A 16,741-nucleotide genomic window follows, 5' to 3' on the forward strand; every position below is an offset into this window, starting at 1 on the left:
GTTATGGGATTTTGAAGTTCTGAACAATGGGGTCAGGGGTGTTGCGAAGAATGAGAAATTATAATTTTATGAGTCCGATCCTGTTAGTTGTGGTGGCGCTGATTGTAAGAGGTCTGGTGACTAACTTGGGTGTTCTTTTTGGCTTATCACAAGAAGTGGCAAGTAATATTGCCATGATTGCCATGATCATTGCGGCACTGATTATGTTTAATCGAATGACGAAGGCTCGGCGTAAAAAATAGAAAAGCTCGGATAATCTTAAGTTTATCCGAGACATGAAGACACCCTAAGGGTGTCTTTTTTTGTATTGACGTTCTGAACCTAACGTTTTAGACTATTGCTAATTGATAATAACGTTGTAAATAACAAAAATAACAAAAATAACAAAACGATTCGACAAAGCACATAAAATACGTTGCACTCTCTATTTGCTAACCCATTCCGGTCCCCCAAAGGAGAATCCATTCATGAAGATCATTGGCGACAAACAATTTATCTTTCAGGAAGGTCAGCCTTTTCAGAGCAGTCATGCGTCCACGGTTGCTGTGTTACCAGATGGTGATCTGCTGGCTGCTTGGTTTGCAGGTCAGCATGAGAAGGCGAGTGATGTAGCGATTTGGCTCGCAAGGCAGAGTGATAACGGAGCGTGGTCTGTTCCATGCAAAGTTGCAGATGAGGAAGGTATAGCTCACTGGAACCCGGTGCTATATGCACAGAATGATTCACTGATGCTCTTTTATAAAGTAGGGCATGAAATTACGGACTGGCATACCCGCTTCATTCAATCAGTAGACGGTGGGTACACGTGGACAGCTTCTCGGGAGCTGGTGTCCGGAGATATTGGTGGCCGTGGGCCGGTTCGGAACAAACCTATTCAGTTGGCGGATGGAACAATACTGGCTCCTGCATCGATTGAACGATTGGACCCTGAGGTATCAGGCAAGCAGATCTGGGAGTCATTTGTCGATATCTCTACAGATCACGGGGGAACATGGACGAAGAGTGCGCATGTGCCGATGGATCTGTCCACCTATGTTGGGTCTGAGCATTGGTTTGCCAAGGGGCTGATCCAGCCTGCATTATGGTCTTCTGGTGGAGAGCGCGTTCACATGCTTCTGCGCAGTACGGAAGGGGTTATTTATCGCAGTGATTCGCTAGATGGTGGACGCACATGGTGCGAAGCTTACGCTACAGAACTACCCAATAACAATAGTGGGATTGATGCCATACGCATGGAGTATGGCTTGCTTGCGCTTGTCTACAATCCAATCCGTGGATACACAACGGAGAGTCCTCGAACCCCGCTGGTGATTACTTTTTCAAGGGACAATGGTCAGACCTGGAGTGATGAATATGTGCTGGAGAATGAACCGGGGGAATACTCGTATCCGGCAATCGTATCCAAGGGGAAGGTTCTATATGTCACCTATACATGGAAAAGGGATCGGATTGCATGTTGGAAGCTGACCGTCACTCATAACGATGAAGAAGGGCCGCAGGAGCGCTGATGATGCACTTTGTCGGTCCTATATGTCATAGAGAGATGCAATGTACCCGTACAATAATGTTCATGAATGGTGGAACGGTCAGATGAGAAAGAGGGCTAACCATTTCCAATGTGCGAATGTCCTACGAATAATTATCATCCCTACATTTTATATGAAAGAAGGGAGTGAACTTTATGAGCAGACAGCCTGTATTGGAAGTCATTGCTGTGGATGTGGAAGATGCCAAGGCAGCTGAGGAGGGAGGCGCCGATCGGATTGAGCTGGTGTCTGCGATGTCTGAAGGGGGACTTACCCCCAGTTATGGCGTTATGGCGCATGTGTTGTCCCAGGTATCCATTCCGGTGTATGTGATGATTCGTCCCCATAGCCGCTCGTTCCGCTATAGTGCAGATGACATGCACGCCATGACCCGCGATGTTCGGGTGGCGAAGGAACTGGGAGCCGCTGGCATCGTGATTGGTGCTCTTACAGAAGAAGGTGAGGTGGACCTTCTATCCGTGCAATCCTGCATGGCCGAAGCTGAAGGGTTGGGCGTTACATTTCATCGGGCGATTGATGTGAGTGCAAGCCTGACTGAGGCGCTCAAGGTCATCAACACATGGGGCAACGTGGAACGTGTGCTTACATCGGGAGGGAGACGGACGGCGCCTGAAGCCATACTGGAACTAAAACGGCTTCAGGAACTGGGGCAAACCTTGAACATCGCTGTCATGGCAGGGTCGGGGATAACCGTAGATGGCATTCAGGCCCTCGTCCAAAAAACAAATATCACAGAGATACATATGGGATCAGGCGTGCGGTATGAAGGCAGCTTTAATTGTCCCATCGATCCACATTTGGTTGAAGAAGCCAAGCAACAGTTATGGCTTGCATCAACAGCAATTCACGGACAGGAGTGTAATGAGTAGCGGTCCAAGCGATGGTGGTCCAGTGACATAGAAACGCAACGAAATAAAAGGAGTGATATGCCATGAATCATGGACTGGAGCCAGCCGAATGGATCAAATCCGCAGCAGAGGTTAGCCCATCCGAACGCCAGTTGAGATGGCAGGAGATGGAGTTTTACGCGTTTATTCATTTTACGGTAAATACATTCACGGATCGGGAATGGGGCACTGGGCAGGAAGACCCGTTGATCTTCAATCCTTCTGAACTGAGCGCAGCGCAATGGGTGCAGGCATGCAAGGCTGCCGGGATGAAGGGGCTGATTTTGACGTGTAAGCATCATGATGGATTTTGTTTGTGGCCGAGTGAGTTTACAGCGCACACGGTCGCAGCCAGTCCGTGGAGGAATGGAGCGGGGGATTTGGTTCAGGAAGTCGCGGATGCCTGCCGTGAGGGTGGATTAAAGTTTGGCGTGTACCTGTCTCCTTGGGATCGGCATGAAGAATCCTACGGGGATTCCGAGAGGTATAACCAGTTTTTCCTCCATCAGTTACGAGAGCTGCTCACGAATTACGGGGACATCTTCTGTGTGTGGTTTGACGGCGCGTGTGGTGAGGGTCCGAATGGCAAAAGACAGATCTATGACTGGGACGCCTATTATGCGCTCATTCGTGAACTCCAGCCCGAAGCTGTCATCTCGGTATGTGGACCGGATGTTCGTTGGTGCGGCAATGAGGCGGGGCATACGCGGGAATCGGAATGGAGCGTTGTGCCTGCGCATATGCAGGATAATGAGAAGATTCAGGAGCAATCGCAGCAGGTGGATGATGGCGAGTTTGCCACAAGGATCGATACACAGGACCGTGATTTGGGAAGCCGAGAGGTCATTCGTTCCCAAGGTGAGCAATTGATCTGGTACCCTGCTGAGGTGAATACTTCGATTCGTCCGGGATGGTTCTATCATGCCAGTGAAGATGATCAGGTCAAAACATTGGAAGAACTGCTCGCCGTCTATTACGGCGCAGTGGGAGGCAATGCCACCTTTTTGCTCAATCTGCCACCGGATACGCGTGGTCTCATTCATGAACGGGATGTAGAGCGACTACAGGAATTGGGAGATTCACTACGTGCCATTTTTCAGGAAAATTTGGCCTTGCAGGCGCTGGTAAAAGCATCGGAGACGATGGATGAACAACATGCCGCATCAGAGGTGCTGACGGAACGACGGGATACGTATTGGTGTCCTCATGAAGGAACGGAGCAGGCTTGGATCGAGCTGGATTTGCAGGAGGAAACGACGTTTGACCGGGTGGTGCTGATGGAACATATCGAGACAGGCCAACGGATTGAGCGTTTTACACTGGAGTCACAGAGGGCAGATGGGGGTTGGGAGGCGTTCTACACGGGGACTGTGGTGGGGTATAAACGAATTTGCTGTTTCCCCCAGGTCACATTGAGAAGCATGCGATTAACCATTCATGAATCCAGATGGTATCCTACGTTGTCCGGGTTAGGCATATATCTGAGCGAGCAGGGAGGGATGCGAAATGCCGCTGCTAACGTATAAAGGTTCACAATTCATGTATGATGGCGAGCCCATTCGGATTTTGTCGGGTGCCATTCATTATTTTAGAGTGGTCCCTGAGTATTGGGAGGATCGGCTACTCAAGTTGAAAGCCTGCGGCTTCAACACAGTAGAAACGTATGTGCCGTGGAATGTTCATGAGCCGCAGCCGGGGCAGTACTGTTTTGAAGGCATGGCTGATCTGGAACGTTTTATTCGTATTGCGGGAGATGTGGGTCTGCATGTGATTGTACGCCCAAGTCCTTATATATGTGCGGAGTGGGAGTTTGGCGGATTGCCTTCCTGGCTGCTTGCAGCTGATGATGTCCGTCTTCGGTGTAATGATGTAACATTTCTGGCGAATGTGGATCGTTATTATGATGTGCTTTTGCCCAAATTGAAACCCCTTCTTAGCACGCATGGTGGGCCGATCATCGCGATGCAAATTGAAAATGAGTACGGCAGTTTCGGCAATGACGCGAGTTATCTGCAATATTTACGGGATGGCATGGTAGAGCGGGGGATGGATGTGTTGTTATTTACCTCCGACGGACCGACAGACCCTATGTTGCAAGCAGGATCGGTGTCAGGGCATCTGGCTACAGTCAACTTTGGATCAGGGACGCAAGGAGCGTTCGCCAAGCTGCGTGAATATCAGGCAGAAGAACCTTTGATGTGCATGGAGTATTGGAACGGCTGGTTCGATCATTGGGGTGAGTCGCATCATACCCGGGAAGCCGCAGATGTAGCAGATGTATTTGAAGAGATGCTTCGGGCAGGTGCTTCGGTTAATTTTTATATGTTCCACGGGGGAACGAACTTTGGATTTTATAACGGAGCGAACTGTCAGCAGAAAGATCAATATGAACCCACCATTACAAGTTACGATTACGATTCACTGCTCAGTGAATCTGGGGAGCCAACAGCAAAATTCCATGCCGTACGTGATCTTATTGCTCGGTATAACGATGAAGATCTGGGTGAGCTCGTGTTGCCAGAATCGAAGGGGACATTCGCCTATGGGCGCGTGGAGTTGAACCAGCAGGCGTTATTACTGCCACAGTTGGACCGGTTATCAGCCCCGGTGCAACGCACGAATCCGGAACCGATGGAGAAACTGGGTCAGGATTATGGATTTATTTGTTATCAAACCCGAATATCCGGGCCTAGGGAGCGACAGGAATTGGCGGTTCAGGAGGTGCGTGACCGTGCGCTTGTGTTTGTTGATGGGCAATTTCAGGGCGTGCTGGAACGGGGGAATACAGCAGTATCGATTTCGTTTGAAGTGCCGCCAGAGGGCGCAGATCTATTGATCCTTGTTGAAAATATGGGGCGAATCAACTATGGCCCGTATTTGAGAGATCCAAAGGGGATTACGGAGGGAGTGCGACATGGCTTTCAATTTTTATTCGATTGGACGATTCATTGTCTGCCATTAACCGATCTGTCGGGTTTGCAATTTAGTAAGAAATTTTCGGCAGGGGATGAAGAAGGAGAGAGAGTGGGGGGAGGGCCAGCCTTTTACCGGGGAAGTTTTCAAGTAACGGGTGCAAGAGATACTTTTCTGCGTCTGGATAACTGGACCAAAGGTGTTGTCTTTGTAAACGGATTCAATCTGGGTCGCTACTGGAATATAGGACCGCAAAAAACATTGTACGTACCTGCCCCACTCCTTCGCGAAGGTGAGAATGAAATTACTGTATTTGAACTCCACGAGACGGCTGATCTGGCCGTTACGTTCGTGGATACACCGGATTTGGGCTAGGAAAAGGAAAATAGGTGAGCCATACGATTATTGGCAATTGTCGTGTCTGCCGGAAAAAGGTATACGTTGGGTATGGACAGCAACTACAGGAGAGGATGAGGAAAAATGAAAGTTGGACTCAGCACCTACAGTCTGCAACAAGCACTGGATCGTAAAGAATTAACCGTACCGGATGCCATTCGCTGGATCGCCGATCAGGGCGGGGAACATGTGGAGATTGTTCCGATGGGATTCAGTCTGATCGAACATCCGGAGTTGATTGATGAGATTAAAGCTGTCGCAAAAGAGGTAGGAATCGATATTTCCAATTATGCTATCGGCGCTAACTTTGCTGTACAGGAGGACGCCGAAGCATTAGAGCAAGAGATCCAGAATGTGATGCGACATGTGGATGTGGCTGCTGCATTGGGTGTAAAACTGATGCGGCATGACGTGGCTTTCCGTCCCTCACCGGAAGGAACCGTAGCACAGTTCGAGATCGACCTGCCTGTACTGGTGAAGGCTTGTCAGCGGATAGCCGATTATGCAGCGGATTTTGGGATTACAACAAGTGTGGAGAACCATGGGTACTATGTGCAGTCGAGTGAGCGAATTCAACGTTTGCTCCACGAAACGGCGCGGAATAACTTCAAAACCACCCTGGATGTCGGGAATTTCCTCTGTGTGGATGAAGATCCGGTGAGTGCGGTGAAAAATAATATTCCGTACGCGTCGATTGTGCATGCCAAAGACTTCTATTGGAGACCTTCCTACCGGAACCCCGGTGAAGGCTGGTTCCAAACCTCGCATGGCAATTACCTGCGTGGTGCCATTGTGGGCCATGGCGATATCAACATGCCTGAAGTTATGCGTGTGTTAAAACAATCCGGGTATGACGGATATATCTCGGTCGAATTTGAAGGCATGGAGGATTGCAAAACTGCCTCACGCATTGCCATGGATAACGTCCGCCGCCTATGGGAAGAGGCATAGGGCTGAGTACTTGTTTTAAATGAAATATGACTTGTTATGTATGGCTCAAAAAGAAAGTTAATTCATTCAGAAAAAGTAGTGGAGGGGGCGAAATCGATTCTGAAGAAGCGAAGCGTGCGCCTTTATCCCCGGATTTCCCCTTTGCAAAAAGGTGAGTGAAGAAATCTGGGGATAAGAGTGATCGGAAGAACGATTCGCAACCGGAACGTCTACTCTGCAGAACTTTAATTTTATTTATGGAGGAATCAACACTATGTCCAAATTGAAAGTCGCCGTGATCGGTGCCGGATCCATATCCGATTGCCACTTGCAAGCCTATGCCAGTAATCCTGACGTTGAGATATACGCTATCTGCGACCTGAATGCAGAACGTGCCGCAGAAGTGGCGAAGCAATATAATGCACCTCATGTGTTTACCGACTACAAGGAACTGCTCGCAATGCCCGAGATTCATTCCGTTAGCATCTGTACATGGAACGACTCCCATGCCGAGATTAGCATTGCTGCGCTGGACGCAGGCAAAAACGTGTTATGTGAGAAACCACTCTGCCAAACGGTGGAGGATGCCCTTGAGGTAGAGAAGGCCGTTCATCGCAGCGGAAAACTGCTGCAAGTTGGTTTTGTTCGCCGCTATAGTGACAATGCACAGATTCTGAAGAGGTTCATCGACGAGGGTGAACTGGGCGAGATCTATTATGCCAAAGCCTCAAGTCTGCGCCGTCTGGGTAATCCGGGTGGCTGGTTCTCCGATATCAACCGCTCCGGCGGTGGACCCCTGATCGATATCGGGGTGCATGTGATCGATATTTGCTGGTATCTGATGGGCAGACCGAAGGTGAAATCCGTCTCCGCTAACGTGTCCAATCGATTGGGGAACCGCTCGAACATTAACAATCTGTCGTTCTACAAAGCGGCGGACTATGACGCGCAGCAGAATACTGTTGAGGATATGGCAAATGCCCTGATTCGTTTCGAGAATGGTGCGAGCCTGCTCGTGGATGTCAGCTTCACGCTCCATGCCAAAGCAGATGAGACCTCAGTCAAGCTATATGGTGACAAAGGCGGTGCCGAGCTGGAGCCGGAAATTTCGATTATTGGCGAGAAATTTAACACCATTTTGAACATGACTCCACAGGTGGATTTCAAATCATTCGACTTTATGGGCTCGTTCCGCAATGAAATCAACCATTTTATCGATAGTACACAGGGCCGCAAAGAAACACTTAGCCCAGTTGAAGATGGCGTCGAAGTAATGAAAATGCTCTGTGCCATCTACGAATCAGCCCGTCAGGGACGTGAAATTACGTTGTAGGTGCTAGCATTGTATCGCGTGGATGTGGGTGCTCCATGTAGCTACTTCACGTTGATACTTAATTACTCCCATGGCATTAAAGGTTATGAGCATTTCGCTCCCTTCTCAATGAAAAGCTCCACTCCGGGCGAGATTCGGAGTCGTCCTATCCGCTTGCATTTGGAGGAGAGCAGAGTAGGGAGCGAGTACTAACGAATCTGATCCGTCTTATTTAAGGATATGGAGCGCGAGCAGAAATTTAAAGAACCTGAGACACGCTATATGAGAATAAACAGCAGTTTACAGCATTATTATCAGCTAATTTCGGGAAATAACGTGTCTAAAGTTCCTTACGATTTAAAAAGAGGATCAAAAGGCTGAATAAGGCGCCCTGAGTTCCTTAGAAAATTTCCTGCTGATTCGCGAAGGTCAGCCAGTTTATATTCCTCTGGAGGCAAGCGGAGAATGTGGGATTCATAGGAATTGAAGATGGCACCGCAATCGAAATAACAAAGTTACTACGCCCCATAATAGTTAAACATACCGTTTAAGCCATAACGAAGAGTGCAGAACCAATCTGAAGAAGCGAAAACAAAAGCTTCGGAAAATCCTACCACACTAAAAATGACAGGATTTAATATGTCCTTTTTAGTTGAACTAAACGTTTACACGATAACGGAGAGGGCAGAAAAAATCTGAAGAAGCGGAGCGCTCGCCTTTATCCCCGGATTTTCCCTCTAGGAAAATAATCAAAGAAATCTGGGGATAACAGCGATCGGAAGATTATTCTGACCGCGTAGTGGCCGAGTGTAAACCTATGTGTTCAGCGTTTGACATGAAATCCAAAGGAGATGAATCAGGATGAGCGAAACCAAAGAAACCGTAATGGAGCAGGAAGAGCAGATTGTTGAAGCCGGGGTGCACAATTTTAGCAAAGAGGAAGAGTGGATCAGACCGGAGGACCCGCTGCTGAATGAACGGCTGGAGTGGTTCAAGGACCAGAAGCTGGGGCTGATGATGCATTGGGGACCGTATTCCCAGCTTGGTCTCGTCGAGTCCTGGGCGCTGAGTGATGAGGATGGCGATTGGTCGCGTGATGACATTGACTGGACGGATGACATGGAAGACTTCAAACGGGAATACTTCGATCTCAACAAAACCTTCAATCCGATTCGTTTCCAGCCTGAGGAATGGGCACAGATGGCGGCAGATAACGGGTTCAAATATTTCCTGTTCACCACCAAGCACCATGACGGCTTCTGCATGTGGGATACCAAAACGACGGATTATCGGATTACGGGCAAGGATACCCCTTTTCATACCCATAAGTATGCGGACATCTGTCGAGCATTATTTGACGCTTTTCGGGCTAAAGGGCTGGGCATCTCAGCGTATTTCTCCAAAGCGGACTGGCATACCCCGTATTACTGGGCACCCGGTATGGAGCGTGGGCGCCATATGTGGCGCGGTCCCTCGTATGATCCCCATAAGTATCCATGGCTGTGGGAGGAATTCGTAGAGTTCACACATGAGCAGATCATGGAGCTGCTGACGAATTACGGACGGATCGAGTGTCTGTGGCTGGATGCCGGCTGGGTGCGCGAAGGTCGCCATGGGCAGGATATTAGGCTTGGAGAAGTTGTGGAGCGGGCACGTCAGACCACACAACCGTGGCTCCTGTCCGCAGATCGCACCGTGGGTGGGCCGTATGAGAATATCGTTACCCCCGAGCAGACCATACCGGAACATCCGATGAACATTCCATGGGAGAGCTGTATTACCGTGGGCAACTCTTTTGCCTTCGGATTCGATGATCAGTATAAAACGGGAAGACAGCTGGCACATATTCTACTTGAAGTCGTGTCCAAGGGTGGTAACCTGGCGCTGAATATAGGACCACAACCCGATGGGCGTTTGCCCAAAGGGGCAATTCGAGGCATCAAGGGCCTCGGTGAATGGCTGGGTACTCATGGAGAAGGGGTCTATGGAACCCGGATCTGCGGGCCATATTTTACGAAAGATTGGGCCTTCACACAGAAGGAAGAGATCAACACCGTATATGCCTTCCGTTTATACCGAAACGAACATGAGAGCGTACAACCACAGCTAGTCATTCCTTATCTGGAAAAGGTAGAGCGGGTCGAACTCATCGGTAGCGATGACGTACTTACGTATCAGCATACGGAAGACGGACTTCTCGTGGAACTTCCACAATCGGTTACAACCAGTGCATTACCCATCACACATACGTTCAGATTGATCACAAGCGCATAGAGATTGTTCCCGTGTGTTCCCCTTCTCGGTGCTGAATCGGTAACTTTTTGAACATGCATGTACAGAACGCCATGTCAATTCCGGGGGAGATCTAACCACCTCCGGGATTTTTTTATTCATACATAAGGAACATAATTTCCACCCAAAACAGCTCGTAATCGCTTGCTATACAAGGGTTTATGGAATAAAGAGAAGTCGGAGAAAATTGCAAATTGATAAAAGTTTACCGTGCGATGTACTATCAAATCAAGAAAGCGCTACCTGATATGAATGTTTACATCAATTATGTTTTACAAGGAAATAAGATCAGGAAAAAGGATGTTTAAGGGATGTAAATGTAATGTATTATTACACTTGAGGTGTAGAAGGAGTGACGCAAATGAGTCGAGTTACGGAAAGCATACCCGCTAAGTTGGAACTCCAGCAGAGGAAACATGTGGAGCCCAAGCGGCAGCATCCATTCATCAAAAGCCTCAAGAAGCACTGGGAGCTCTACCTGCTCGTGCTGCCTCCCGTGTTGTATCTGTTGATCTTCAAGTACATCCCTATGGTGGGTGTCCAGATCGCCTTCAAGGACTTCAGTGTAGTCAAAGGAATCTGGGGAAGCCCCTGGGTTGGCTTCAAACACTTCGAAGCCTTCTTCCAGTCTCCAAACTTCTGGCTGTTGATCAAGAACACGATAGGCATCAGTTTCTATTCCTTAATCGCGGGTTTCCCCATTCCAATCCTGCTGGCGCTGGCGCTGAATGAGATTCGTACGGGTTACTTCAAGAAGACCGTGCAGATGGTCACTTACGCTCCGCATTTTATCTCCACCGTTGTCATGGTATCCATTATCATTCTGATGCTCTCCCCACATGTGGGCGTGGTAGACAAGCTGTTCACGCTGCTCGGCTTCCCAATGACCAACTTCATGGGCATTCCGGAATACTTCAAATCGATCTACGTCTGGTCAGGTGTGTGGCAGGGCATGGGGTATTCATCCATCATATATATCGCAGCTCTTGCTGGTGTTGACCCATCCCTGTATGAAGCAGCGAAGATGGACGGCGCATCAAGACTTCGGAAAATCTGGCACATTGACCTTCCGACACTTGTTCCAGTCACCGTCATCATGCTGATTCTGAGTCTGGGCAGCATTATGGGCGTGGGCTTCGAGAAAATATACCTGATGCAGAATCCGCTCAACACAAGCGCTTCAGAGGTCATCTCCACGTATGTGTACAAGGTGGGTCTGATTGGTGCGAATTTCAGTTTCTCCTCGGCAGTAGGGTTATTCAACTCCATTATCAACCTGATTCTGCTGGTTATCGTCAACGGCATATCGCGCAAAGTATCCCAGAACAGCTTGTGGTAAAGGAGGAGCTTATTCATGTTCAACCTGATTAATCGGAACCGGATCAAGGACCCGCTCGGTGACCGCATTTTTATGACACTTAACTATATCTTTCTGTTTGCCATACTGCTTACGGTGTTTTATCCGCTCTTGTATATCATCAGTTCTTCGTTCAGCTCTTCACGGGCCGTCACATCCGGTCAGGTGTGGCTGTTCCCGGTCGATTTTAACATCAAGGCTTATATTTCCATATTCAAAAGCCAACAGCTGATGCTCGGTTTCTACAACACAATCATCTACACCGTGGTGGGCACGTTCATTAACGTGGCACTGACCGTCATGCTGGCGTATCCCTTGTCACGCAAGTCATTCTATGGACGAGGTGCCATTATCATTTTCATGATGATCACGATGTTCTTTGATGGCGGTCTGATTCCCACCTACCTTCTGATGAAGGACTTGCACCTGCTGGATACACGTTGGGCGATGTGGCTGCCCGGGGCGCTCGCGGTGTTCCAAGTCATTGTAGCAAGGACGTTCTTCCAATCTTCCATCCCGGAAGAGCTTGGAGAGGCCGCAGAGATGGATGGTTGCCGGGATATCCGGTATCTGATCAGCGTGGTTCTTCCTTTATCAAAGCCTATTCTGGCGGTCATGACACTCATGTATGCCGTAGGTCACTGGAATGCGTACTTTGATGCACTGATCTACCTGCGTTCTGAGAAATTGTTCCCTCTCCAGTACGTGCTGCGCAATCTGCTTATCCTGAACGCGGCTGATCCGGCGATGCTTGCCAATACCAGCCAACAGTTGCGGGATCAAGGGTTTGAGCAGGTGTTGAAATATGCACTGATCGTTGTCGCGAGTATCCCCATTCTGATCATGTATCCATTTGTACAGAAGCATTTTGTTAAAGGAGTCATGGTTGGTTCCCTCAAAGGTTAATCCTTGTGAGTTAAGCCCGGTTGCCTCTTGAAAGGAGGTGGAAGGAACACGCCGGCTTCCGGGAGTGATTGGATACGTGTGCACTACAACCAATGGTTTGCCGTTATGAACAAAAAGGAGGAGTCAGATTGAGAAAATCTTGGATTTCGATGTTGTTTCTGGTCTTTGCTTCGATGGCTTTGTTGTCCGCATGTAGTTCATCCGAGGAATCGGGTGGAAGTAGCGACGGTAGCGGGGAGAGCGGCGGTCCTGTAACCATGACCTTCTTTGCTCCGCAAGGCAAAGCGTCCATGGAAGAGAATGAATTTACTCAATTTATCGAAGACAAGTTCGACGTTACCCTAAAATGGGATCTGGCCCCTACAGACGCCTTGCAGGATCGCAGACAATTGCTGCTGGCCAGTGGTGATTATCCGGAAGTGTTTCTTCACGGCAAGTTCACCACTTCAGACCTTCAAACCTATGGAAAACAGGGCGTGTTCCTTCCGCTACAAGATCTGATTAAGGAGTATGGTCCGAACCTGACCAAGATTATGGAAGAGAAGCCATATTTCAAAGAAGCCATTACAGCACCGGATGGCAACATCTATGCACTGCCGATCTTCAATGAATGTTACCACTGTACGTATGCACAGAAATACTGGATCAACACAGAGTGGCTCGATAATCTGGGTCTGAAAATGCCAACAACAACCGATGAACTGTATACCGTTCTGAAGGCGTTTAAGACACAGGATCCCAACGGTAACGGGAAAGCGGACGAGATTCCACTTACGGGTGCACCGAACAAGTATGTATGGAATGGCAACATTGATGCCTATCTGATGAATAGTTTCATATACAATGACAACGACAAATACCTGATCGTGAACGATGGCAAGGTGAGTTTTGCCGCCAATCAGGAAGGGTGGAAGAAAGGGCTGGAGTACATGAACAAGCTGTATGCAGATGGCCTGATTGATCCAGCTTCCTTCACGCAGAACGATCAGGCGATTGGACAACTGGGCAACAAAGAAGGCGATGAGGTAGTCGGCTCCATTACAACGGCGCTGGTCAGCTATCTCGTAAATACCTATGACAAAGACATCACTCGTCACCAGCACTGGGATATTGTCCCTCCATTGAAAGGGCCGGATGGCGTGCAGACAACAGGCGCCACGCAGAGCGTCGGTGAGTTTGAGTTTGCCATTACCAACAAAGCGACAGAAGCACAGCAGATTGCCGCTATCAAAATTGTGGACTACATGTTCAGTGAAGAAGGTGCACTATACGCGGAGTATGGACCAACCGAAGGCAAGGGCTGGAAAAAGGCAGATGCCGATGAGAAAAACATCAATGGCGAGCCTGCCAAATATAGTTACTACAACCTGCCTGAGCGTGATCCAAACGTTGTTGTGAATGAGAGCTGGTCACAGATCGGAGCGCATGACTTGTCCAACACATTCCGTAATCTGTTTGCCGAAGGGCAGAACCCTTTGGAAGCAGAGGGTTATGGTACACGTCTGGCTCAAGCTACCAATGTGTATGAACCCTATGCACCAAAAGAAGTATATCCTGCGAACGTGTTTATCCGTCCAGAGGATACGGAATCAGCTGCACAATTGACTACGGCCATCAAGGATTATGTGCAGACGAATATGGCACAGTTCATTATCGGTAGCAAGAGCATTGATAAGGAATGGGATGCATATGTCAAAGGCTTCGATGGTCTTGGGCTGAGTAATTACCTTGAGATCTACCAGCGCGCCATTGAGAAGAATCAATAATTGTTGAAGGATTCCATATAGAGGCTGTCCCGTCTGTCACCCGTGACCGGGACAGTCTTCTCCTATGACAACCCCACGTCATCCGATATAATGTACTGAATATTTATGGGAAATTAGCGATCAGCACAAATGATTGTCGTCATTCAGCATGAACAGTAATGGTGGGGGGATCTCGGAGATGAACAACAATTGGTTTAGACGTTTGCTGTTATCGTATCTGCCTGTTTTCTTTATTGTGACGACCATTCTATTCTTTATTTTTTTCCAGGTCTTCAATGAACAGAACCGTAGAGAAGCGCTTAAGGCCAATGAATTCCTGGCCTCACAGGTCACACAATATCTGGACAACTCTTTGCGCTCCATTGATTTTAAGGTACTGCGTGAGATTTTGACCAACCCTAACTTGAAGAATTATTTCTCGGTATCTGGCAGCGATGATGTGTATGCCGGCATTCAGGCGGTCCAGGTGGTTGATGAATTGAAAATAGAGTATCCGCTGATTGATTCGATATATCTCGTTCGATATGGAGATGGCACGGTCTTCAGTAACGGGAAGGCTGTTCCGATTGAAGAGTTCCCGGATGCAGACTTTATTGCAGATAGCCGGACGAGGGATGAACAAAAGTGGGCAGGGGCACGAGCATTCCGGGCTTTCCCTTCACAAGCAACGGAGCAGGTAATTACAATTGTGCGAAGTGTAGGGAACGGCAAAGGACTTGTAGTCACCAACGTAGATCTGAGTACCCTGAGGAAGTCCATCATGCAGATGTATGATCCGGAATTTACGTTTGTGAACATCTTCAACCGTTCGGGCGGCAATCTTTGGGATAGCAGCAGACCAGAAGGGATTACAGCTTCCACTAAAACCACGTCGGGAGAAGTCTTTTCTGAATTTACGTCGAGTTATAGCGGCTGGAAGGTGCAGACGGGACTCAATAACGGCAAAATCGTCAAATGGGCTCTGCAATTTTATAATATCTGGTTTGCCTTTGCTGTAGTGGTTGTGTTGATTGGCGTGGTGTGGGTGATCTATGTGACCCGCAGAAACTACAAGCCGATTCAGCAGATTGTCACGTTAATTCAGACCGTCTCTTCGCAGAAGCAATCCGGACTGAACTATGGCAAAGAGAATGAGTTCCGCTTCATCCATACCACGCTGGAACGCATGATTGATCAGACGAGACAATATCAGGAGGAGCATGAAGAGAATCTGATTTTGCAGAAAAGGATGTTCTTTCAGGAGTTGCTGGAAGGCACACGAGACTTTACGAGCACGGAACTGACAGCAGAGATGAAGAAGTTCAAACTGCCTGAGCTGGAGCATCGTTGGGCCGTCATGGTAATTGAAATGGATCGGTATGATGCATTTGCGACGGAGTATCATCATCAGGACCAATCCCTCCTGAAATTTGTGTTGTCCAGTATTCTGCAAGAGAGTGCACGCCATGAAGGAACGGAAGTATGGGCTGAATGGATCTCCGATCAGCGTCTGTACGCCATCCTCTGGATGCCGGATATGGAACAGGCCGAGGAGATGGAGCATCGATTGCTGGCTGGTTATCTGGATAGAATCGATCAGTATCTCAACTTCACCGTAACCATTGGGGTGGGTCGAGTTGCTGTCGATATTCGGGGATTGAGAGCTTCATTGAAAGAAGCGGTGCACGCGCTGGAGTACAAGGCTGTACTGGGGATAAATCGCATCATTCCGTGTAGCGATGTGCCGAATTCGACCAATGATGTGTATGAGTTCCTGAAAACCATCTCACTGCTGGTACAGGCAATGCGTTTATCGGACGATGTCTGGGAAAAGCATTTTGAAAGACTGTTTGAACAAATCAGTGAGTCCGTCTTGTCCCGCCAGGAGATTATGAATACGATCCAATTGTTATTTCAACATTACAATCGGGAGTTCGCCGAACTTCCACGGGAGTACCAGGATTCGTGGGCCGCTATATTCACCCCGCTTCTCCCAAGGCTTGAGGGCTGGGAGACGTTAGACGATTTGCGTGAGCTGTGCTGGGAAGGGTTCCGGGAACTGGCCCTACAGATGAAGACGTTGCAATGTTCGCGTAAACACAGATCTCATATTCTAGAGATTCGCAAATACATCGAAGAGCATTACAATAATCCCGATCTGTCGCTGAACTACCTTAGTGATCGATTCGATATTAATCCGAAGTATCTGAGCAAGCTTTTCAAGGATGAGATTGGGGAGAAGTTCGTGGATCTGCTCATTAGTCATCGCATCGAAAAAGCCAAATTGCTCATGCAGGAGACCGATAAGGCCATTCAGGAAATCAGTGAAGAAGTGGGATATACCAACTATAATTCCTTCAATCGGGCTTTCAAAAACGTGGTGGGTGTAGCGCCAAGTGACTACCGTAAGGCCATGTGATGTAAGCGCACGAGCCTAACTAATTCCGAACGCATAA

The 16,741-nt window shown here is 48.5% G+C and carries 12 protein-coding genes; all 12 read left to right on the forward strand.

Annotated elements, in window-relative coordinates; genetic code table 11:
* Nucleotides 1-50: 50 nt before the first annotated feature.
* Nucleotides 51-242, forward strand: coding sequence for a hypothetical protein (locus MKX40_RS01120; protein ID WP_339239064.1), 192 nt, complete (start codon nt 51-53; stop codon nt 240-242).
* A gap of 225 nt (nt 243-467) precedes the next feature.
* On the forward strand, nt 468-1,508 hold the full coding sequence (locus MKX40_RS01125; RefSeq protein ID WP_339239066.1) for a sialidase family protein: 1,041 nt from the start codon (nt 468-470) through the stop codon (nt 1,506-1,508).
* A gap of 173 nt (nt 1,509-1,681) precedes the next feature.
* Nucleotides 1,682-2,416, forward strand: a complete 735-nt coding sequence (locus MKX40_RS01130; protein ID WP_339239068.1) for a copper homeostasis protein CutC — start codon at nt 1,682-1,684, stop codon at nt 2,414-2,416.
* A 62-nt stretch (nt 2,417-2,478) separates the two neighbouring features.
* Entirely contained in the window at nt 2,479-3,960 is a 1,482-nt protein-coding gene (locus MKX40_RS01135) for an alpha-L-fucosidase (protein WP_339239069.1), read from the forward strand.
* Entirely contained in the window at nt 3,941-5,722 is a 1,782-nt protein-coding gene (locus MKX40_RS01140; protein WP_339239070.1) for a glycoside hydrolase family 35 protein, read from the forward strand. Before MKX40_RS01135 ends, MKX40_RS01140 begins: the two co-directional genes overlap by 20 nt.
* A gap of 105 nt (nt 5,723-5,827) precedes the next feature.
* Nucleotides 5,828-6,694 carry a sugar phosphate isomerase/epimerase gene (locus MKX40_RS01145; protein ID WP_339239071.1) on the forward strand — a complete coding sequence of 289 codons (867 nt, stop codon included), beginning with the start codon at nt 5,828-5,830 and terminating at the stop codon, nt 6,692-6,694.
* Between the two features lie 253 nt (nt 6,695-6,947).
* Nucleotides 6,948-8,006 carry a Gfo/Idh/MocA family oxidoreductase gene (locus MKX40_RS01150; RefSeq protein ID WP_339239072.1) on the forward strand — a complete coding sequence of 353 codons (1,059 nt, stop codon included), beginning with the start codon at nt 6,948-6,950 and terminating at the stop codon, nt 8,004-8,006.
* 840 nt (nt 8,007-8,846) lie between these two features.
* Complete coding sequence (locus MKX40_RS01155; protein WP_339239073.1) at nt 8,847-10,259, forward strand: alpha-L-fucosidase; 1,413 nt, start codon at nt 8,847-8,849, stop codon at nt 10,257-10,259.
* Between the two features lie 379 nt (nt 10,260-10,638).
* Nucleotides 10,639-11,616, forward strand: a complete 978-nt coding sequence (locus MKX40_RS01160; protein WP_339239074.1) for an ABC transporter permease subunit — start codon at nt 10,639-10,641, stop codon at nt 11,614-11,616.
* 15 nt (nt 11,617-11,631) lie between these two features.
* A complete protein-coding gene (locus tag MKX40_RS01165; RefSeq protein ID WP_339239075.1) occupies nt 11,632-12,540 on the forward strand; it encodes a carbohydrate ABC transporter permease in 909 nt (302 codons plus the stop codon).
* A 128-nt stretch (nt 12,541-12,668) separates the two neighbouring features.
* Nucleotides 12,669-14,306, forward strand: a complete 1,638-nt coding sequence (locus tag MKX40_RS01170; RefSeq protein WP_339239076.1) for an ABC transporter substrate-binding protein — start codon at nt 12,669-12,671, stop codon at nt 14,304-14,306.
* A gap of 178 nt (nt 14,307-14,484) precedes the next feature.
* The gene (locus MKX40_RS01175; RefSeq protein WP_339239077.1) at nt 14,485-16,704 is read left to right on the forward strand and encodes a helix-turn-helix domain-containing protein; all 2,220 of its coding nucleotides are present in this window, start codon (nt 14,485-14,487) and stop codon (nt 16,702-16,704) included.
* Nucleotides 16,705-16,741: the final 37 nt, after the last annotated feature.

This window comes from Paenibacillus sp. FSL R5-0517 (assembly GCF_037974355.1).
GTDB lineage: Bacteria > Bacillota > Bacilli > Paenibacillales > Paenibacillaceae > Paenibacillus.